This window comes from Streptomyces sp. NPDC029164 (assembly GCF_055563995.1).
Genome location: NZ_JBVHWW010000002.1, coordinates 332,459 through 351,095, shown reverse-complemented (window position 1 = coordinate 351,095; position 18,637 = coordinate 332,459). Strand labels below are relative to the sequence as shown.

The 18,637-nt window shown below is 70.5% G+C and carries 19 protein-coding genes and 1 pseudogene; 7 read left to right on the top strand and 13 right to left on the bottom strand.

Going from position 1 to position 18,637, the window contains the following annotated elements; all coding sequences use genetic code 11:
• Positions 1 to 150: 150 nt before the first annotated feature.
• Positions 151 to 489 carry a MerR family transcriptional regulator gene (locus ACZ4VT_RS04225; RefSeq protein ID WP_467946412.1) on the top strand — a complete coding sequence of 113 codons (339 nt, stop codon included), beginning with the start codon at positions 151 to 153 and terminating at the stop codon, positions 487 to 489.
• Positions 490 to 770: 281 nt separating this feature from the next.
• Positions 771 to 977: pseudogene (locus ACZ4VT_RS04220) on the top strand (ABC transporter ATP-binding protein); the annotation flags it as partial.
• 941 nt (positions 978 to 1,918) lie between these two features.
• On the opposite strand, the gene ACZ4VT_RS04215 reads toward ACZ4VT_RS04220, so the two are convergent.
• From ACZ4VT_RS04215 to ACZ4VT_RS04200, 4 genes are all read right to left on the bottom strand, one after another.
• Positions 1,919 to 2,362, bottom strand: coding sequence for a nuclear transport factor 2 family protein (locus ACZ4VT_RS04215; RefSeq protein WP_467946411.1), 444 nt, complete (start codon positions 2,360 to 2,362; stop codon positions 1,919 to 1,921).
• A gap of 172 nt (positions 2,363 to 2,534) precedes the next feature.
• Positions 2,535 to 3,776: an SGNH/GDSL hydrolase family protein gene (locus tag ACZ4VT_RS04210; protein ID WP_467946409.1), complete on the bottom strand. Its 1,242-nt coding sequence runs from the start codon at positions 3,774 to 3,776 to the stop codon at positions 2,535 to 2,537.
• A 75-nt stretch (positions 3,777 to 3,851) separates the two neighbouring features.
• A complete protein-coding gene (locus ACZ4VT_RS04205) occupies positions 3,852 to 4,358 on the bottom strand; it encodes an anthrone oxygenase family protein (RefSeq protein WP_467946408.1) in 507 nt (168 codons plus the stop codon).
• Between the two features lie 56 nt (positions 4,359 to 4,414).
• Positions 4,415 to 5,794 carry an amidohydrolase family protein gene (locus ACZ4VT_RS04200; protein WP_467946406.1) on the bottom strand — a complete coding sequence of 460 codons (1,380 nt, stop codon included), beginning with the start codon at positions 5,792 to 5,794 and terminating at the stop codon, positions 4,415 to 4,417.
• 200 nt (positions 5,795 to 5,994) lie between these two features.
• On the opposite strand from ACZ4VT_RS04200, the gene ACZ4VT_RS04195 reads away from it, so the two are divergent.
• Positions 5,995 to 6,714: a TetR/AcrR family transcriptional regulator gene (locus ACZ4VT_RS04195; protein ID WP_467946404.1), complete on the top strand. Its 720-nt coding sequence runs from the start codon at positions 5,995 to 5,997 to the stop codon at positions 6,712 to 6,714.
• Positions 6,715 to 6,900: 186 nt separating this feature from the next.
• On the opposite strand, the gene ACZ4VT_RS04190 is transcribed toward ACZ4VT_RS04195, so the two are convergent.
• A complete protein-coding gene (locus ACZ4VT_RS04190) occupies positions 6,901 to 7,386 on the bottom strand; it encodes a DUF5994 family protein (protein ID WP_467946402.1) in 486 nt (161 codons plus the stop codon).
• A 304-nt stretch (positions 7,387 to 7,690) separates the two neighbouring features.
• On the opposite strand from ACZ4VT_RS04190, the gene ACZ4VT_RS04185 reads away from it, so the two are divergent.
• From ACZ4VT_RS04185 to ACZ4VT_RS04170, 4 genes are all read left to right on the top strand, one after another.
• Positions 7,691 to 8,266 (top strand): DUF5994 family protein, encoded by a 576-nt coding sequence (locus ACZ4VT_RS04185; RefSeq protein ID WP_467946401.1) that lies wholly within the window; start codon positions 7,691 to 7,693, stop codon positions 8,264 to 8,266.
• 5 nt (positions 8,267 to 8,271) lie between these two features.
• A complete protein-coding gene (locus ACZ4VT_RS04180; protein WP_467946399.1) occupies positions 8,272 to 8,460 on the top strand; it encodes a hypothetical protein in 189 nt (62 codons plus the stop codon).
• Positions 8,461 to 8,555: 95 nt separating this feature from the next.
• Positions 8,556 to 8,822 (top strand): hypothetical protein, encoded by a 267-nt coding sequence (locus ACZ4VT_RS04175; protein WP_467946436.1) that lies wholly within the window; start codon positions 8,556 to 8,558, stop codon positions 8,820 to 8,822.
• 49 nt (positions 8,823 to 8,871) lie between these two features.
• Positions 8,872 to 9,144, top strand: a complete 273-nt coding sequence (locus tag ACZ4VT_RS04170) for a hypothetical protein (RefSeq protein ID WP_467946397.1) — start codon at positions 8,872 to 8,874, stop codon at positions 9,142 to 9,144.
• A 335-nt stretch (positions 9,145 to 9,479) separates the two neighbouring features.
• Here the strand turns inward: ACZ4VT_RS04170 and ACZ4VT_RS04165 are convergent, their stop codons facing one another.
• Genes ACZ4VT_RS04165 through ACZ4VT_RS04130 form a run of 8 tightly spaced genes read right to left on the bottom strand, consistent with a single transcriptional unit; the run spans position 9,480 to position 18,625 of the window.
• Positions 9,480 to 10,760 carry an MFS transporter gene (locus tag ACZ4VT_RS04165; protein ID WP_467946396.1) on the bottom strand — a complete coding sequence of 427 codons (1,281 nt, stop codon included), beginning with the start codon at positions 10,758 to 10,760 and terminating at the stop codon, positions 9,480 to 9,482.
• Entirely contained in the window at positions 10,760 to 12,589 is a 1,830-nt protein-coding gene (locus ACZ4VT_RS04160; protein WP_467946394.1) for a phenylacetate--CoA ligase family protein, read from the bottom strand. Before ACZ4VT_RS04160 ends, ACZ4VT_RS04165 begins: the two co-directional genes overlap by 1 nt.
• A 40-nt stretch (positions 12,590 to 12,629) precedes the next feature.
• Entirely contained in the window at positions 12,630 to 13,919 is a 1,290-nt protein-coding gene (locus ACZ4VT_RS04155) for an aminotransferase-like domain-containing protein (RefSeq protein WP_467946392.1), read from the bottom strand.
• Complete coding sequence (locus ACZ4VT_RS04150) at positions 13,919 to 14,521, bottom strand: hypothetical protein (RefSeq protein WP_467946391.1); 603 nt, start codon at positions 14,519 to 14,521, stop codon at positions 13,919 to 13,921. Before ACZ4VT_RS04150 ends, ACZ4VT_RS04155 begins: the two co-directional genes overlap by 1 nt.
• A 15-nt stretch (positions 14,522 to 14,536) precedes the next feature.
• Complete coding sequence (locus ACZ4VT_RS04145) at positions 14,537 to 15,631, bottom strand: zinc-binding dehydrogenase (RefSeq protein ID WP_467946389.1); 1,095 nt, start codon at positions 15,629 to 15,631, stop codon at positions 14,537 to 14,539.
• Positions 15,628 to 16,827, bottom strand: coding sequence for an ATP-grasp domain-containing protein (locus ACZ4VT_RS04140; RefSeq protein ID WP_467946388.1), 1,200 nt, complete (start codon positions 16,825 to 16,827; stop codon positions 15,628 to 15,630). The genes ACZ4VT_RS04145 and ACZ4VT_RS04140 overlap by 4 nt, the downstream gene beginning before the upstream one ends.
• Entirely contained in the window at positions 16,824 to 17,783 is a 960-nt protein-coding gene (locus ACZ4VT_RS04135; RefSeq protein ID WP_467946386.1) for a 3-oxoacyl-ACP synthase III family protein, read from the bottom strand. Before ACZ4VT_RS04135 ends, ACZ4VT_RS04140 begins: the two co-directional genes overlap by 4 nt.
• Positions 17,771 to 18,625 carry a TauD/TfdA dioxygenase family protein gene (locus ACZ4VT_RS04130; RefSeq protein ID WP_467946384.1) on the bottom strand — a complete coding sequence of 285 codons (855 nt, stop codon included), beginning with the start codon at positions 18,623 to 18,625 and terminating at the stop codon, positions 17,771 to 17,773. Before ACZ4VT_RS04130 ends, ACZ4VT_RS04135 begins: the two co-directional genes overlap by 13 nt.
• Positions 18,626 to 18,637: the final 12 nt, after the last annotated feature.

Sequence of the window (18,637 nt, the reverse complement as noted above, 5' to 3'; positions counted from 1 at the left end):
GAGAAGAGAGGAAGGAGCGTCCTGGGGAGGCAAACCCCCCCCCCAACCACCCCTCCGGGGGGGGGGGGGGGGGGGGGGGGGTTTTTTCTTCCCCCCCCCCCCCCCCCCCCCCCCCCGTCCCCCCTCCACGCGTTCCATGAGAGACCTTCAATGACAGCAGACGACTCGTTCGGCCGTCTCGACGACGACGACTACCCCGCCTACACCATGGGCCGGGCCGCCGCCATGCTCGGCACCACCCAGGGCTTCCTCCGCGCCATCGGCGAAGCCCGCCTGATCACCCCGCTCCGCTCCGAGGGCGGCCACCGCCGTTACTCCCGCTACCAGCTGCGCATCGCCGCCCGCGCCCGCGAACTCGTCGACCAGGGCACCCCGATCGATGCCGCCTGCCGCATCATCATCCTCGAAGACCAGCTCGAGGAAGCCCAGCGCATCAACGCCGAATACCGCCGCGCCGCCGAATCATCCGCGCCGGCGCCCTCGGCCTGAACCGAGTGTGCCCGTCGGGATCGGCGGGCCTCGGTCGTCGAAGGAGTGCGCGTCGTCCTGGAGACGGCCGCCGTGGGCGTGAAGAATCTCCGCGACCAGAGCGCGGGAGGCCCCGCGGGGGTGGAGATCGCCCGTGCGTACGATCAGGGAGGGCAGGTCGACCTCCACGGCGCTGCGCTCAAGCATGCGCCGCACCCTTGTCGGGCGACTGCTGCGGCTGCGGCTCACGGAGGTCGAGCGGCACCAGCCAGGCGACCTGATGTCCCGGGTCACCTCCGCCGGCGGTACGCGACGTCATCACGCAGGCCGCCCGGACGACCACCGTCCTCGTCGTGGCACACCGCCTCTCAACGGTGACCCACCCCGACCGGATCGTGGTGATGGACGCGGGATTGGTACGCGCGGTGGGCACCCATGCGGAACTGCTCGACCAAGACAGCCTGTACGCACGCCTGGCGGCCACCCAGTTCCTGGCACCGGCACGGTGACTCGTCGTTGTCCAGGCCTTCCTGGCGCCGCGAACCACCCCCGCACCACCTGCCCCTCTCGTGTCAGAGCAAGTGCGGCGGCGGTACGACCAGGACACGGCCAGGAGGCGCTGCCTCATCCGCGGGAGCGCGCGGAGCCGGGCGGCGGTCTCCGGGTCGGGCAATGGCCACCTCGACGGCCCATGCCTCCGTGAAGGTGCGGAGGGGAATGGCGGAAACGTCGGCACGCGCGCGGGCGGTGCTGGCCGCGCGGTCGCGGTCGAAGTCGGCGAGCAGCTGGGGGCTACCTGGGCGAGGGCGGCGCGGATCGCCTCGGGCTGGGCGGGCGGCTGCGGGATGGCGGACGGCTGGGGCGCGGTGCTCATGCGGCTTCGGTCCTCTCCTCCTGGTCAAGTTCGCCCGCACGGTAGGCGTTGGCAAGGGTGGTGACGTGCTGGCGGGACCAGCCGACGCGGCGGCCTGCCGCAGCTTTCTGCCCGTAGCGGTCGGGGGAGCCGATCCGGCCCACCGTGCGATTGAGGTGCGCCTGCGCCCGCGCAAGGGCCTGCTCGGCCCGGCGGACGGCCTAGGAACGGGTACCGCCGGCGCCGATGGACAAGGGCCGCTGGGCAGCAGCGCGCCAATACCGCGGCCACCAGGACGACCCGAGTACACGACGTCAGTCCTGCGGGCGGCCGTGCCACAACGTGCCAGTAGAGGCGGTAAACAGCGGTCACCAAGGGGTTCACCGAAGCAGTCAGGACGGGGCGATCGGTGCGCGTTCCCGCAGGTCAGAGGCTATACAAGGGACCAAGTGCCGGGTGATTCCCAAACTTATAGCGCGGGTTCGATTCCCGTCATCCGCTCTTGAGGGAAGCCCCAGGTCACAGACCTGGGGCTTCTTGCTTGTCCAGACCTCTCGGGCTTGCCATGCGGGAGGTCGGAACTCGGGGGATCGGGACTCAGGAAGTGGTGCACGCCTCGGCGATCGACACGCTGTTCTCGTAGAGGTGGTGCCGGGTGATGCGGCCCTCCTCGACGGTGAGGCGCAGCGCGAAGGGGCCCTCGAAGGACTTCCCCGTCGCGCGCACGGTCCCCGAGAGGTGCCCCATCAGGACGGCGTCGGGGCCGTCCACGAGGAACGTGTCGACGGAGGCCCGCGTGTCCTCGGCCACCGTGTGCTCGGCCAGCTCCGTGAACTGGGCGGCGCATTCGGCTCCGGTGGAGCGCGGCCGGATCCACGGGACGGCGGGGTTCTCGGCGAGCAGCCAGTCGACGTCGTCCGCGAAGAGCGCGACGAGCCGCTCGACGTCCCCGGCCACCCGGGCGGCGAGGAACTCCTGGACGACGTGACGGGTGGTGTCGGCAACGGAACTCGCGGTGGTGTCAAAGAACTTGACGGACATTGTGCGCTCCTCTGGTCTGCGGTGCCGGAACCTTCGTCGGGGATCTCGTTGACGTGCCCCACACTGCCGCAGCAGGGGAGCGCAGTCGATTACGTCAGGGGTAACGGCCAGGGGCCTGTACGTCTTTCGTCAAGCGAGGCGTGGGGGTCGCGGTTCGTAAGGGTCGGGGGCATCAGAGATCAGCGAGATCGATGGCATTGGCCATTTCGCGGTATCCGGCGTCGTTGGGGTGCAGGTGGTCACCGCTGTCGAAGGCCGGGTCGAGTTGGTCCTCGTCGGAGGGTGAGGCCAGCACGCGGTCGAAGTCGATGACCGCGTCGTACGCGCCGGCGGCGCGGATCCAGGTGTTGACTTCCTCTCGCTTGGTCTCGCTGAGCGGCGTGTAATAGCGCGATCCCTTGTTCGGCGGCATGGTGGCGCCCATGATCCGGAGGCCCTTGGCGCGGGCTTGGCGAATCAGCTCACGGTGTCCGGCGATGATCTCGGCTGCCGACACCTCGGTGTACGGGGCCGCGAGGGGTTGCCGGGCCTCGCTCATGGCAATGTCGTTGATCCCTTCCAGCACGATGACCGTGCCCACGCCGGGTTGGCCGAGAACGTCGCGGTGGAATCGGGAGGTGGCTTTGTCGCCGAGCCAGCCGGAATCGACCGTCATGCGGTTGCCACCGATGCCTTGGTTGAGTACGGCACGCGGGCGACCGACGGCAGCCAGGCGTTCGGCGAGTTCATCGGGATAACGGTTGTCGGCACCTGGGGTGGATCCGTAGCCGTCGGTGAGTGAATCTCCGAACAGGACCACACCGTCACGTCCACGTGAGGTGCGGATGACATCGACTCCGGCCATGTAGTACCAGGACGCGGTGTATTCGGTGAAGGCGGCGGCGCTGCTGTCGGCCAGGTGCCGGCCGGTGGCTCGATAGCTGGTGGCCATGGCCTGGGCGTGGTAGGTCGCCGGCCCGGTCGGGGCGGCGAAGTACAGGGTGACCGTCAGCGGCTCCAGGGCGGTAACGGGCAGCGGCACGGGGTCGCTGGCCAGTTCGGCACCGGCCGGGATCGTGAACGTCGAGGCCCGGTCAACGGTGAACCGGCGCGCCGATCCGGGCTGGATGGCGGCACCGCCGGAGGCGCGAGCCACGGTGGCGCCCGTGACGGTGAGCGGGGCGGCGCCGTAGGTGTTGGCCAGACGGATCCTTACGGCTGCGCCGCTGACGGTGACCCGTACGGTCTGGCGGACGGACTGGTTCGCGAATCCCCGCTCAGACCAGTTGGGCGTGAAGTTCGCTCTGGGACGCTGGGGCGCGGCAGACCAGGCGGCTTCCCAGCGGAGAGCCGTGCGGACGGAGGCCGGCTGGGTGGTGGGGGTCGCAGCAGCACCGTAGGCGGCCGGCGTTGCGATGAAGGCAAGGATCGACATGGCCAAGAGAGTTCGTGCGAAGCGCACGGGAGATCTCCTTGCGGGTTCGTATTCGATGTACGTGGATGGGGGTGACTACGGCTGCGCGGGAAACTCACGTCGGCTGCCGTCCGATGACGGCCCTGTCGTGCCAGTGCGGAGGGTGAGCCCGATGATGAGCACGAACGCGGCGAGTGCGGTGAGCGTGCGTGCGATGTTGAAGCTCTCCCACCGCTGGAGGATCTCCGCGTAGTTGGCCGGTGGTGTGGTGACGGCCCACACCTTGACCTGTCCGTTGATCGGGACGTTGCCGAAGCGGGTGATCAGGAACGAGACCACGGCCAGCACCCCGGCCGCCCCGGCCAGCCGCCTGGGGACACTACGGGTCAGGACGGCCAGCGCCAGCGAGCTGAGCGCCGCGAGGCCCATCGTGGTCTGCATGACCGGACCGTTCATCCGCATCAGGGCGGAGTGAAAGGTCAGCCGAACGTCGAGCGGCACCACGTCGAAGGTGGTGGCGACGTTCACGGCGCCGTAGCCGAAGGCGCCGGCGAGCAGGCCGGTGGACAGCAGGGCGAGCGCGGTGACGAGCCGGATGGGCATGGTGAACTCCTTGGCCGTGCAACAGGTGCAACAGGTGGGCAGATGTGCCGGCTCGCTCAGCGTCCGGTCGGGCTCGGCTCGGTGGGCTCGGCGGCTGCTGCCGATGCCACGTCGGCCAGCATGCGGACCCGCTGTTCGGGGGAGATCCAATGCCCACAAACCAGGACGGTGTGGATACGCGTGGTGTTGCGGATGTCGGCCAGCGGGTCGGCGTCCAGGACGACGAGGTCGGCGATCTTGCCGGGTTCGACCGTGCCGAGAGAGTCGGCCAGGCCGAACATCCGGGCGGGCTCAACGGTCGCGGCCTGGAGGGCGCGCATCGGTGAGAATCCTGCGCGCACGAGGGAAGCGAGCTCGTCATGCAGGCTGAATCCTGGAACGACGAACGGCAGGTCGCCCGCGTCGGTGCCGGCGAGTACCGGCACCCCGGCACGGTCCAGCTCACCGACGAAGTCCAGCCGGCGATCGAGCAGGGCGCGCCACTGGGCGGTCTCCTCGGGAGTGCGCCCGGCCTTGATGATGTTCTCCAGGGCCCAGCGCCAGCCATCGGCCACCGACACCGGCACGTACGCGAGTCGCTCGTCGGTCAGCACCACGTCGTCCGGCCTGTCGAGCACCCCGTATGCGACGAGGGTGGGGACCACTCGGGTGCCGTTGCGGGACAGGGTGGCCAACACCGCGGCCGCCTTCCGTGGGCTGTAGCTGGTCACCGCGTCCCACTCCAGCCGGTGGACCTCGTGCAACCAGGTGACGAAGTCACCCCGGCCGATCTTCAGCTCGGTGATACGTGCACGCAGATCCTGTTCGCGGGTGGAGGTGTCGTACCAGGTCGAGTACAGATGCTCGATGCTGAGTTGCCCCGCTGCGCTCGCGCTGCTGAGCGGGACGGCGTCCGGACAGTGTCCGGCGAACGGGATCCGTTGTCGGCGGGCCTCATCCGCGATCGCGCGATGCAGATCGCCCGCAAGCCTCGAGTACACCTTCACGAAGTCGGCCCCCTCCTCCTTGGCTTGGCGTACCGCCTGTCGGGCCTGAGCTTCGGTGGCGACTTCGACGAATAGCGCGGGATCTCCGATGGTGGGAGCGCCATCGACGATGCGGCCGGCAATGATCGACCGCGGTCCGAGCAACTCGCCGCACTCGACCTGGGTACGCCAGCGGTGCAGGAGCGGGGTGCCGGACATCTCCCGGACCGTGGTGACCCCGTTGGCCAGGTAGAGCGGCGGCGAGATCCGCTCCGAGGGAATGCTGTGGACGTGGGCGTCGACGAGCCCGGGGATCACGTACTTGCCGGACAGATCGAAGATCTTGACACCGGGCGGCACCGGGAGACCGGCCCGCCGGCCCATCGCGACGATCCGCTGCCCACGGATGAGCAGGGTCATATCGGGGCGAGGGGGACGCCCGGTGGCGTCGATGACCGTGACGCCGGTCAACGCAATGGTGTGCACTGCGGGTGACGCGGCCGCCCGCACCGACGGCGAGGCGGCCGCCGTGGCTCCAGCCGCCACCACTACCGCGCCGGCCCGCAGTACGGAACGTCGGCGAACCCCGGCCGTGCGCGGTCCCACCCGGCCTGCCCTCATTAACTTTGACATGCCGTCAAAGATAAGGGTGTTTTGCTAATCTTGACAAGATGTCTGAGCTAACACCTCCCCGGCGCAGGCGACGCCGCACTGACGCCGACCGCAGCACCGCCGCGATCCTGCGGGCGGCTACGGAAATCCTTGCTGCCCAGCCGCATGCGAGCGTCGAGGACATCGCGGTGGGGGCGGGGGTGAGCCGCCAGACCGTCTACGCCCACTTCAAGTCCCGCGACGTGCTCGTGAGCGCGGTGATCGACGCGATCACCAGCGAGGCGGCGTCGGAAATGGACGCCGCGGCCCTGAATGAGGGCCCTGCGGCGGAGGCATTGCTCCGCCTGCTCGACGCAAGCTGGCGAACGCTCCAGCGTTACCCACTGCTTCTGAGCACCCTTACCGCGGCGGTCGGCACTGAAGCCGACGACACCCGCCACGAAGCGGTTTTCGACCACCTCGACCAGGTGCTCAAACGAGGCCAAGAGTGCGGCGAGTTCGCTCGCGACCTGCCGACCACCTGGCTGGCCACGGCGATCGTCGCACTCGGCCACGCGGCGGGAGGCGAGGTGACCACGGGACGGATCACACCGCCGGACGCCGCCGAGGCTCTCGCCAAAAGCACCCTGCGCATGTGCGGCGCCGACTCATCGACGATCGACGACCTCGTAGACCGACGCGGAGGGATCGGGGGTCCGTCGTCAACGGCGACGCAAGCTCGGGAACAGCCCCACCGCCGGCAGCAGCCACTCGCACACGTAAAGAAGGCTGCGCAGTGACGTCCACCCGGATGAACCCAGTGCCATGTGCGTGCCAGAAGTGTCCTCGTGGGGCGTCAGGTTGAGCCTCAAGGCGCTACTCGAGGAATTGCGTGCCCTTGTCGGCAGTTCGACTGCGACGGCCCGCCCTCCTCAGCGCTCCCTCCCCCACAGCCGACCCCGCACCTCTGCACGAGCAACGACGGGCTACGCGTCCGCAGGATCGGTGGTGGGGGCAATGAGGATCTGGGCGGCGTGGGTGATGTTGTCGGCGCGGACCGCGCGGGCCATCGCTTCGCGGGCGGCATCGGCGGTTGTGTCCGGGGGAACCACCAGCAGCGCGAAGTGGTCGTTGTGGCCGCGGGTGATGAGCACGGTGTCGTCACCGACCGGGTCGGAGTCGAGGTGCACGACCTGGTCGTCGATGACCAAGCGGGTGGGGATGTCCTGCCAGGCGGTGGCGTCCAGACCGACCCGCGTGATGGGTCCGAGGTGCCCGGTCAGCGCCGTGATCAGGGCGGGCAGCTCGGTGGTGAGGTCCCGGGAGCGCGGCCACCAAGCGCCGTCGAGAACACCTTGGCGGGACTGCGTGGTCTCCAGCCGGAGCAGGGCGGTGCCGGGTTTGACGGCTTGGTGGATCGCGTCCGGGAGGAGCTTCAGAGGGACGGGGACGGGGGTGTCGGATGCGGCCATAATGGTCCGCCTGTCTCGCGGTGCGGCGACACCCCGTCCGGCCGACCGGCAGCGGCGTCGGAAGGCGCTTGAGCAGGGAAGTGCCTCCGTCGTTTCACGGTACTCGGTCCGCCCCCGCAGTGAAGCACTCTCCGACCAACCGTCGCTGCCGGAAAATACCTGGTCAGAACCGGCTTCCAAGGCCTCGAACCGAAGTACGGTGGAGAAACCGGGAGTATTTCGCACACCCGCTCCACTGCGGACGTCGTTTCCGGCGATCACTGCACCGGGGCGTTCGCGAACGGCCCGGGGACGGGTCCGCGACATGACTACGACCCTTGGCCGCGCCGAGTCCCGGGTGGGTGCTCCCGTCGTTCCGGCGCGCCTGTCCCTTACGCCGAAGACCGCTCTCGCAGGCCGGCTGGACGGCGCCTGGTGGCCCCGTTCCCGTGACCTGGAAACCGAGCTCCCCGCGCTGGCCGCCGCCCTGGAAGAGCCCTGGGGGCGCATTACCCGCGTCACTGTGAACCCCACCCGCTGGCCCCTCATCCCGCACACGGTTGCCGTGGCCGGGCAGACGGTGCACGTGGGCTGGTTCACCGAACAGGACCCCGACAAGCTCATCCTGCTCTCCTACACGGTGGGCCGCTGGGACCTCCTCGTCATCCCGCCCGAGACCGCACCCGCCGCCGCGGCCCGGCTGATGGCCGCCGCCGCGATCCCCGGCAGCGTCCTCACCGCCGGAGTCTTGACCGCCAACGAAGCCGCCATCGGGCGCGGCATCCGCGACACCCAGCGCCAGGAAGCCGGCTGGGAGAGCGAAGGCGGAGCCTGCATGTCCCCCTTCGGGAATCCGATCGACCGACGCACCCTCCCCCTGCCCGGAAACGGCTGGAGGTGAACTCCATGGAGACCATCGTCCTCATCGCGGTGATCGCCCTCGCGATCGGCATCGGAATGCGCCTGATCCACCTGCTCAACGCGCAGCACGAGGCACGGATCGCGGCCTACCACTTCAGCGACCCCCTACCGAGACCTCCCGGCCTGCCGGACGACACCAGTCGTCGAGCCCACCACACGGATGCCGACCGGTGAGGAACAGACCTTCCTCCGACCGGGAGCAGCGGGCGGGGCGCGCACAGCGCCCCACTCGCCGACTCCTCGCCCCCTTCGAAAGGGAACACGCCCACGTGAAGTACATCGAGACCCAGACACTGCCATCGCTCGGACACGCCGAGATACGGATCATCGCGCACACGCCCGAAGCCGCCCGAGCGGTCGCGGAGGCGCTTCGCCACTGCTTCGCCGGAGCGGAACAGCGCAGCTATCCCGGCCTCGACGGCGACACCCGCCTCCACCTCACCGTGGACACGGCGACCCCCGCCGGCCCCGCCCGCTCCTGGCTGGCCGCCAGCCGGACACCCGCCGGCGCAGGCGCCCACTCCGACGAGACCTGAGCCCCCCGACGGCCCCCGGAGCCCACTCCGCACACGAGAGGACGCGGTCATGGCCACACTGCGCGAACGCAAGACCTACCGCGAACAGGTGCTCCGGGTCCTGTACGAAGCCGTCGAAGGCAACCGCCTCCTCGGCATCACCGGAGCACAGCTCCGGCACGACCTCCACGTACCCGAACAGGACCTGGCCGCAGCCTGCACCTACCTGGCGGGCGAGGGGCTGATCACCGTCGACTGGGAGCCGGGCAACACCCCCGCGATGGTCACCCTCACCCACGAGGGAATCCGGCGCATGGAGGCCGAGGAGGAAGAACACGGCTGATTCCCCTTGCACACGTGAAGGGTATGGCACCGGGGTTACCCGGTGCCTCAGTTCAGCGTCCCCGATGCGGTCACAAGGCTCCGCAACGCCAAGCCGGCGGGGCCGTGCCCCATCCGTGGCCTTGGGGACGGTGAACAGCGGTCAGCACGGGTGCGGAAGCGTCCCCGCGACCCGTCGCCTGAAACCCGATAACCCCAGGTCAGGCACCACATCGAAGTCTGACGCGCCATAGATTGCCAAGCTTATAGCGCGGGTTCGATTCCCGTCATCCGCTCTTGAACGAAGGCCCAGGTCAGCGACCTGGGCCTTCGTCGTTGTCTAGACCTCCGGTCCTGTTAGCCCGCCGCGGCCGTGGCCGAGGGCCTGGCGGCCTCCTCCCGTGCGGATCCCACTTCCGGCCCGGGGGGCGTCCGCGGCCGGTGGTGGCGCGCGACGACGAAGCCGCCCAGCGCGAAGAGCGTCATGGTCGCCGCCACGCTCCAGAAGCCCGCGCCGAGCGAGGAGGCGGCGAAGTAGCCCACGACCGGCATGAGGGCCGCCGTGCCGAGGCCGATGGCCAGCAGCCGCAGTGACGCCATCTTGGCCTTGTCGCCCTCGGCCGCATAGTGCTGGAGCGAAGTCAGCAGCCAGGTGAGGCTGTTGAGGTTGGCGAAGCCCGCCAGGAAGAAGGCGGCGAAGTGCACCGCACCCGTTCCGCTCAACGCCAGCAGGATGGCCGCCGCGGCCTGACCGAGCAGCCACACCGGCAGCAGGCGCTGCGAGACCAAGTACCGGGTCAGGAACGATGCGCTGATCATTCCGGCCGCGAAGGTGGCCTCCAGCGCCGCCACGTACCAGCCCCGGCCCCCGTGGAACTCGGCGGTCAGGGGGATGACCAGGGTGCTCAGCCCCTGGGCGAAGACGAAGTCCCCACCGCACAGCACGATCATGAGGAAGACGGTCCGGTCTTCCCGGTGGCGGATCAGCATCCGACGCCACTCCCCCACCGTGCCCGCCACGGCCCGGGTCATCAGGCGCATGGAGACGGGCGGGTTGTCCTCGTTCGCCGTCAGACGGATCCGGCTCATGGTGAGGGCGCAGCACAGTGACATCAGGACGTCGACCACCAGGGCCTGCGATGCGGTGCCCCAGGTCAGGATCAGGCCGAGGAGGGCCATCCCGCTCAGCGCACCGGCCTGGAAGGCCACACCGATCAGGCTGTTGAAGCGGGTGGAGTGGTGCGGGTCCACGTGGTGCGCGGTCAGCTTGAACAGCGCTGACCGCTCGACGTTGTCGAAGACGGCCAGCAGCGCCGAGGCCGCCACGATCCAGGGCACCGCGTCGGTGCCCGGCACCAGGGCCGCGGCGCCCACGATCACCGTGACGGTGCCTGCCCGGCCCAGCCCGCACAGCGCGTACACCCACTTGGAGCTGAGGGCATCGACCAGCGGACCGCACACCGGAAGGACACACAGGGCCGCCACGCCCTGGAGGGTCAGCACGAACGCGAAGGCGGCCGGGCTGCCGGTACGGCTGTACAGCAGTTGACCCATGGCGAGTGTGTGGATGCCGACACCGACGCTGGAGAGGGTGATCACGCCCAGCATGGTGCGCGCGACACGGTCGTGCCTGAGCATCACTGCACCCCGTCCAGCCGGCGGTCGATGACGTTCTTGACCTTGCCGCTGACCGCGTTGCGCGGCAGACCGCCCTCCGCCAGGCAGACGATCCTGAGCTCGTACGCGTCCAGCGCGGCATCGAAGTCCTGGTAGCCGCCTAGTACCGGGAACTCCTTGACCAGCAGCTCGCGTACGGCCTCGGGTGCCGGCGGGCAGGGAGCCTCGGTGCGCAGTGTCAGGATCTCCCGGCTGCCCTCGGTGGCCACCTCGATCTGGAGCTGCGAGACGCCGAAGGGCGCGAGGGCGTCGAAGACCTCCCCGTACAGCACCGTTTCGCCCTTGAAGCGCACCAGCCCGTCGGAGCGGCCCAGGTACTCCAGCACCCGCCCCGACACCCCGCAGGCGCAGTGGTGCTCGTAGGTGCGGCCCATGTCGCCGATGCGGTAGCGGATCAGCGGGCCCTCGAACTTCTGCAGGCCGGTGACCAGCAGCTCGCCCGTGGTGCCTGTCGGGACGGCTCGGCCGTCCGCGTCCACGACCTCGATGAGGTTGTAGTCGTCGTTGACGTGGTGCACGGTCCCGCCGAGGAATCCGCACTGGTAGCCGAGCTGCGCACCGTCGTTGGCGGCGAGGATGCTGGAGACCACGCGGGTCCCCAGCTCCTGGCGCAGCCACGTCTTGTCGGTCTCGGTCATCGGGGTGCCGCCGTAGATCACCTTGTCGACGCGCAGCTCGGGGCGGCGCTTCTTGGCGTCGCGCAGAAGCGGCAGGATGAGGGCCGGCATGCCGAGGACCACGTTGGCGTCGAAGCTCTCGGTGAGCATCAGCAGATCGTCGACGGTCACGAACTGCGCCGTCGCGTAGGACTCCACGGGCATCCGGGACAGCTCGCTGAACGTCGTGGTCAGACCGCCGTACATGCCTCCGCCGAACAGCGTGTTGACGATGCGGTCGCCCGGTTCGAGCCCGAGCGCGTACAGCATGGGAACGGCCTCGCGGACCATGTTCTCCCAGTCGGTGCGGGAGTAGACGATGTAGCGCGGTTCGCCGCTGGTCGCGCCCGAGCGCAGCACCTCTCCGGTGGCGGGGTCGCCGCTGCTCAGGTCCCGGCTCGCGGGCAGCGAGTGCGCCTCCAGGACGGCCTTCTCCAGGACGGGGAGGCGGGTGAGGTCGCCGTCCCCGGTCACGTCGGGCAGCTCCCGGTAGTACGGGGTGCGCCGGGCGCGCGCGACGAGGTAGCGCAGGCGCGCAGCCAGCCGGTCCGCGTGTTCCGGGCGGTCCTCGCTGCGGACCTGGTTCAGGGAGACGCCCGGCAGGTGCCGAAGCCGGAACAGCCCGTTCGTCCAGGCGGCTCGGCAGTCCACGGCGAGGTCCGCGTCGGCAGGCAGCGCCGGTATCTCCAAGGGGTCCGCGGGCACCTCGGTATCCGGTGCGGTCACCTGGCCCGCGGGCAGCGGAACGCCGGCCTCCCGCAGCGCCGCCATGACCTGCTCCCACAGGTCAGGCCGCGCCGAGCGCAGCGTCACCCGATTGCCCAGGGCCCACGCGAGCAGCAGACCGCGCAGGGTGGCCTCGGCCAGCCGGTCGTCGAGGACGACGGTGCTCACCGGGCGCAGCTCCATCACGTCGTCGCTGTCGGTCAGCGGCTGCCACGGGTACTGGCAGACCCCGCCGAGCAGCCGGTCCAGCCCCTCGAAGAGCCGCCTGCTGTCGAACCGGCGCAGCGGGTCGGCAACGCCGGCCTGCCGCAGCCGGGCGTCGAGCGGGGCGAGGGCGCCGGACGCGAGGGCGCGTTCGACGTGCTCGACGGCCAGCAGCAGGTCGGTGGGGTAATGCCTCATGGTCATGTCCTCGTCGTAGGTGCGGTGCGGGTGGCTGCCGTACGTCTCACTGCTGTCCCCGTGCCGCCAGCCGCTCGGTGATCACCGCGGCCAGCCGGCGGACGCCGATGCCGATCTGTTCCGTCGGCGGGTAGGAGAAGGACAGCCGCAGGTTCCGGGCGCCGCGGCCGTCCGCGTAGAAGCCGGTGCCGGGGACGAACGCGACGCCGGCCGTCAGCGCGTGAGGCAGCAGTTCGCGGGAGTCCAGGCCCTCGGGGAGCGTCATCCAGATGAAGAAGCCGCCGTCGGGGACGGTCCACGACACCCCGGCGGGCATCGAGTCGGAGAGGGCGCGCAGCATGGTGTCGCGCCGGGCGCGGTAGCCCGCGCGGAAGCCGGCGAGCCCGTCCTGCCACGGCTGGGTGCGCAGATAGCGGTCCACCGTCAGCTGGGCGAGCGCCGAGTGGGAGAGCATGGCGCTCTCGGCGGCGAGCACCAGCTTGCGGGTGAGGGCGGCGGGTGCGTGCACCCAGCCCACGCGCAGGCCCGGCGCAAGCGTCTTGGAGAAGGACCCGAGGTAGACCACCCGATCCGGATCGTCGGCGCACAGGGCCCGCGACGGTTCGCCGTCGTAGTGCAGCAGGCCGTACGGGTTGTCCTCCACCACCACGACCCCGGCCCGGCGGCAGACCTCCAGGATCTGCGCGCGGCGGCCGGCCGGCAGGGTGGCACCGGTGGGGTTCTGGAAGGTGGGGACGGTGTAGAAGAACTTCGCGGGCCGCCCCTCGGCTGCCAGCCGGTGCAGTGTCGCGGCCAGTTCGTCCGGGACCACGCCGGCCCGGTCCATGGCGACCTGCACCACGCGGGCGCCCGCGGCCTTGAACGTGCCGAGGGCGGTGACGTAGGTGGGGCCTTCGGCGACGACCGTGTCCCCGGGGTCGAGCAGCACCCGGACCAGCAGGTCCAGGGCCTGCTGGGAGCCGACGGTCACCATGACCTCTTCCGGTCGGCCGGAGATCCCCTCGACCGCCATGACGGAGCAGATGCGTTCCCGCAGACCCGGGTCGCCCTGGGCGGCCCCGTACTGGAGGGCCGTCGGGCCGTGCTCGCGCACCACGTCGGCGACGGTCCCGGCCATGACCTCCTGCGGGAGGGCACGGACGTCCGGCATGCCGCCCGCCAGCGAGACGATGCCGGGCAAGGCCGCCACGCTGAACAGGGAGCGGACCTCGGAGGGCACCATGGCGTGGGCGCCGCGGGAGAAGTACCGCTCCCAGGGCACCGGCCCGCCGTCCGCCGCGGGCGGGCGTACCGTTCGTACGGCCGGTTCCGGTTCGAGTTCCATGGGCAGGCGCATCACTGTCTCCTGGGGTGGGAAGGGCGGTTCTCTTCGCTCGTGGTGGCGTCGGCGGTCCCGGCTGATGGACCGGCCGAAGTCCCGGCCGATGTCAGGAGCCCCAGCGTGTAGTCGTGCAGGACCCGGTCCTGTCGTGCGTGCAGCAGGGTCGTCTCCCTGCGCGGACCGTTCGGGTCCCGGGTGACCAGGCAGGCGGCCTGCCGGCGCATCGCGTACGGCCGGGCGGCCGCACCGCGGAAGGCGGCCGGGTCCGCGCGGGCCAGCTCGGCCCACTCCCGCTGGCCCTCGCCCAGCGCCGTACGGGCCAGGCCCAGCAGGTCGGAGGCGCACAGTCCGGGGCGGATGCCGGCCGGTGCGATCCCGTCTGCCGTCGTCGTGAGGTCCACGCAGACGGGTCCGTCCCCGGCCCCGTGCGCCGCCATCACCTCCAGTGCCGTCTCGACGGCCCAGTCCTGCTCCGCCCCTCGGCGCGGGAGCAGGAGGGCGCCGGGGAACTCGCACGGATCCGCCGCGGTCCCCCGTACGCTCCAGATGGCGCAGATCCGGTCGGTGGAGCCGAGCTTCACGAGGCTGATGTGCAGTCCGGTACGGACGTGTGCCATGGAACCCTCACTCGCTCAGCAGGTGTGGCCGGCGGACGGCTCGGGGTCGGCGGACGGCTCTGGGTCGGCGGACGACTCCGGGTCGGCGGACGACTCCGGGGCGTCGTGGTCCAGCCGTACGACCGCCTTGCCGGTGTTCTCGCCGCGCAGCATCCCGAGGAAGGCGTCGACGGTCCGCTCGAACCCCTCGGTGACGTGGAGCCGGTCGGCGACGCGGCCGGAGCTCAGGTGGGGAACCAGGAACTTCTCCAGCTCCACCTGCGCGTCGCCGTGGCGGGAGACGAGGAAGCCCTCCAGGCGGATGCTCTTCTCCACGAGGTCGAAGAGGTTGCGGGGGGCTGCCGGGGCGGATCCCGCGTTGTACTGCGCGACGGCCCCGCACCAGGCGATGCGCCCGTGCTCGCGCATCGCCCCGATCGCCGCCTCCAGGTGCGCGCCGCCCACGTTGTCGACGTAGACGTCGACGCCTTCGGGCGCCGCCCGGTCCAGTTGCCCGGACAGACCGGGACCGGCGCGGTGGTCGAAGGCCGCGTCGTAGCCGAGTTCCTCGGTGAGCAGGCGGACTTTCTCCGGGGAGCCGGCGCTGCCGACGATCCGGCCGGCGCCCAGCAGCCGCGCCAGCCGGCCGGCAGCCGTGCCGACGCCACCGGCCGCGGCCGAGACGTAGACCGTGTCACCGGCCCGCAGCCGGGCGATGCGGGTCAGCGCGACGTACGCCGTCAGGCCGGTCCCGCCGAGCAGGCCGAGGAAGGACTGGGGGGCGACCCCCTCGTAGCGAGGCAGGACGCGTACGTCCTCCGCGGACACCACGGCGTGGGTCCGCCAGCCCTCCCGGTGGAACACCAGTGTCCCCACGGGCAGTTCGGTGCTGCGCGACTCCACCACCCGACCGATGGAACGGCCTTCCAGCGGAGCGTGCAGCTCCCAGTCCCCGTCCATGCACTCGCGCATGTACGGGTCGACGGAGAGCCACAGGTTCTCCACCACGGCCTGGCCGGCGGCCGGCGCGGCCAGCGGCAGCTCCGCCTCGGCGAAGTCCTCGGGCACGGGCATGCCGCGGGGCCGCCGGCGCTGCGTGATCACGCGTGTGGTGCGGACCGGGGCGTTCATGCCGCCACCTGCCCGGCGGGGGCCGTGCGCACGGAGATGGCGCGGGCGCATTCCTTGAGGAACCGGCGGAGTTCGTCCGCGTCGGTGTGCGAGGCCTCGACGAAGACCGGCACCTCCCATTCCTGGTAGGTGATGTGCCGCGGCGTCTCCCGCTCCGGGGCGAGGACGTGGAGGGCGTCCAGGCACGGATGGGTGCGGATCCGGTCGGGTACCTCGATCGTCCGCGCCTCACCGGCCGCCAGCTGGTGACCGGGGAAGGCGAGCCAGCCGTGGTGGCGGCCGCTGGGCGGGCCGGCCGGCGGCCGCTGCAGGCCGAGCCGGACGGCGATCTCGTGCGAGGGCAGGTGCACCCCGGTGTGCAGCTCGTGCGTGGAGACCACAGCCGCTCCGCCGACCCGGTTGGCCACCTCCAGGAAGACCAGCTCGCCTTCCGGGGTTTCAAAGAACTCCAGGTGGATGCAGCCCTCCTCGATCCCGAGGACCGTCACCACGCGCTCCGCCAGCGCTCGTTGGGGCGGTGTACACGGCTCCTGGTGCGAGCCCAGCGGGGCTCCTTGGGCGTACTCGACCGGCTTGTTGACGTACCGGCTGACCGCCAGGTCGACGAGGCGCCCCTCCTGCACCAGCCCGTCGGCGTGCAGGATGTCCCCGTCGATGTGCTCCTCCAGCTGGAACTCCCCGGCATCCGGGAGCAGACCGTAGGCCTGGAGCGCCTCGCGGGCCGTCGCGTGGACGGAGACGTCCTCGCTGGAGGCGCCCTGGCGCGGTTTGAGGACCGTACGCCCGGTCCACGGCAGCGTGCCGTCCGGTGCGGGCACGGCCACGAAGCGGGGGTGCCGCAGGTCCGAGCCGGCCAGTGCCTCCTTCATCCGGACCTTGTCCCGGACCCGCTCGACGGCGGCGAGCCCCGGCCCCTCGATACCGAGGTGCTCCCGTACGTGGCAGGCCTCGATGAGGCCGAACTCGGAGAGCGCGAGCACCTTCTCGTAGCCGTCGGCGGGAGAGGTACGGGCGCGGATGCCCGCGACCAGGTCCTCGTCGGCGTCGAGGACGAGCCGCCGGGCCGGCAGGTGCTCGGGGAGGTCCGCCATCCGGTGCGGGTGCCCGATGTACGTCACCTGGTGGCGCTCGTGGTCTATGCCGCGCTCGTAGCCGATCTTCCGGTACGGCACCTGGTGAATGACGAGGATCTTCATCCGAGATACTCCAAGGTCGTGATGCCCCAGCTGAAGCCCATGGCGCTGGTGGCGAGCATGATCAGGTCGCCGTGGTGCAGCCGGCCCCTGCGTTCGAGGTCCTGCAGGGCGATGAGGGTGTCCGCTCCGCCCATGTGGGCCAGCCGGTCGTAGTTGAAGACGCTCCGCTCGGCCGGGATGCCCAGGGCGCCCAGCAGCCGCTGGTGCATGTCCCGGTCGCCGTGGTTGACGAGGAAGTGGGAGACCTTGTCCAGGGTGATCCCGAGCGCAGTCAGCGTGTCGTCCACCAGGGCGGTGAAGTGCCGTACGTAGGCGTCCGCGAGTCCCTTGCGGTGTTCGCCGCGCCGGATCAGGACACGGGATCCGGTCAGCTCGCCGACGTAGTAGTCGGACCAGCCGCCGTCGGTGCGCATGGCGGAGTGGACGACACGGAAACGACTCGGACCGCTGCCCAGCAGCACCGCCGCAGCCGCATCACCGAGGTTGAACAGAGCCTTGGAATCCGGATCACCGTAATCAACCATCCGGCTCAGCCGGTCCCCGACGAGGACCAGTGCGTACGTGTTCTCCTCCAGGGCCCCGGGGGCGGACAGGAGCCGGACCGCGGTCATCCCCGCGTTGCAGAAGTTCGCCACTTCGAAGCAGTGAGCGCCTTCGATGCCCAGGGCGTGGGCCACCTTCGCCGCGGGCGACCAGAACGGCCGGTCCCACTCGCCGGATCCGGCGTAGACGACCTGCCGGATCAGCTCCGGTGGCACACCGGTCCGTTCCAGGACCGTCCGGGCGGCGTCCAGCGCGAGTTCCCAGGCCTGCTCCCCGTCCGCGAGCACCGGAAAGGTCTCGCAGTGCGTGATCCGGGCCAGGTCCTCGACGGGCACGCCCGAGGCGGCGGCCATGACGTGGACGTCGGTCCTCGCGGACGGGAAGGAGACCTCGAAGTCGGCTATGCCGCCCACGTCTCGCCCTCTTCGATGCTCACGCGGTGCACGGTCCGGGTGGCCCCGGGCTCGATAGCGGTGGCGGCGTGGTAGGTCGTCGCCGTCTTCCACACCACCAGGTCGTTGGTGGTCCAGCGGTGGGTGTAGACGTGCGCGGGGTCCTGGATGAGCCGGTCGATGACGGCAAAGAACTCGGCGTTCTCGTTGGCGTCGAAGCCGACGACGGAGTCCATGTACTCGGGGGCGCCGTAGAGGTAGGAACGGCCGGTGACCGGGTCCTGCTTGACCAGCGGGTGCTCGGTCGGCGGGTACTCCAGCTCGACCAGCGCCTTGAGCTCGGCGATGGAGAGCCCGGCGTGCTCGGGCGAGATCCGCTGCCGCTTGCTCACTGTGTGCAGGGCGGTGCGGCCGGCGATCTTCTCCTTCCACTCCGCGGGAAGGCGGTCGTAGACGTCGAGGGCGCTGGCGTACAGGGTGTGGCCGCTGGTGGCGGGCACGTCGATGCCGTGCAGCATCGTGTAGGGCGCCGGGTCCTTCATGTACGAGGAGTCCTGGTGCCAGAAGTTGCCGACGCGGGCGACGCCGACTGGGCGGTCCGCCTTCATGGCGTTGGAGGAGATCATGATCTCCGGGTGCTCGGGGTGGCGGTACTTGGCCATGAGGAACGGCACGGGCCGGCCGATCCGGGAGGCCAGCTCGATCTGCTGCTCCGGGGTGATGTCCAGACCACGGACGACCGCCAGCTCACGGCGGTGCACGATGTCGACGAGCTGGGCGAAGACTTCGGGGTCCTGGAGGTCCTCGTAGCCGACGCCGGTCAGCTCCGAGCCGATGAACGGGGTGATTTCCTTGACCTGCATGAGCGGATCTCC

Coding starts and splice junctions, on each gene's coding strand:
- ACZ4VT_RS04190 (WP_467946402.1), bottom strand. CDS start 7,386: ATGGCCGCATCCGACACCCCCGTCCCCGTCCCTCTGAAGCTCCTCCCG.
- ACZ4VT_RS04160 (WP_467946394.1), bottom strand. CDS start 12,589: ATGACCATGAGGCATTACCCCACCGACCTGCTGCTGGCCGTCGAGCAC.
- ACZ4VT_RS04215 (WP_467946411.1), bottom strand. CDS start 2,362: ATGTCCGTCAAGTTCTTTGACACCACCGCGAGTTCCGTTGCCGACACC.
- ACZ4VT_RS04150 (WP_467946391.1), bottom strand. CDS start 14,521: ATGGCACACGTCCGTACCGGACTGCACATCAGCCTCGTGAAGCTCGGC.
- ACZ4VT_RS04225 (WP_467946412.1), top strand. CDS start 151: ATGACAGCAGACGACTCGTTCGGCCGTCTCGACGACGACGACTACCCC.
- ACZ4VT_RS04130 (WP_467946384.1), bottom strand. CDS start 18,625: ATGCAGGTCAAGGAAATCACCCCGTTCATCGGCTCGGAGCTGACCGGC.
- ACZ4VT_RS04205 (WP_467946408.1), bottom strand. CDS start 4,358: ATGCCCATCCGGCTCGTCACCGCGCTCGCCCTGCTGTCCACCGGCCTG.
- ACZ4VT_RS04165 (WP_467946396.1), bottom strand. CDS start 10,760: ATGCTCAGGCACGACCGTGTCGCGCGCACCATGCTGGGCGTGATCACC.
- ACZ4VT_RS04185 (WP_467946401.1), top strand. CDS start 7,691: ATGACTACGACCCTTGGCCGCGCCGAGTCCCGGGTGGGTGCTCCCGTC.
- ACZ4VT_RS04195 (WP_467946404.1), top strand. CDS start 5,995: ATGTCTGAGCTAACACCTCCCCGGCGCAGGCGACGCCGCACTGACGCC.
- ACZ4VT_RS04180 (WP_467946399.1), top strand. CDS start 8,272: ATGGAGACCATCGTCCTCATCGCGGTGATCGCCCTCGCGATCGGCATC.
- ACZ4VT_RS04140 (WP_467946388.1), bottom strand. CDS start 16,827: ATGAAGATCCTCGTCATTCACCAGGTGCCGTACCGGAAGATCGGCTAC.
- ACZ4VT_RS04145 (WP_467946389.1), bottom strand. CDS start 15,631: ATGAACGCCCCGGTCCGCACCACACGCGTGATCACGCAGCGCCGGCGG.
- ACZ4VT_RS04170 (WP_467946397.1), top strand. CDS start 8,872: ATGGCCACACTGCGCGAACGCAAGACCTACCGCGAACAGGTGCTCCGG.
- ACZ4VT_RS04210 (WP_467946409.1), bottom strand. CDS start 3,776: ATGTCGATCCTTGCCTTCATCGCAACGCCGGCCGCCTACGGTGCTGCT.
- ACZ4VT_RS04155 (WP_467946392.1), bottom strand. CDS start 13,919: ATGCGCCTGCCCATGGAACTCGAACCGGAACCGGCCGTACGAACGGTA.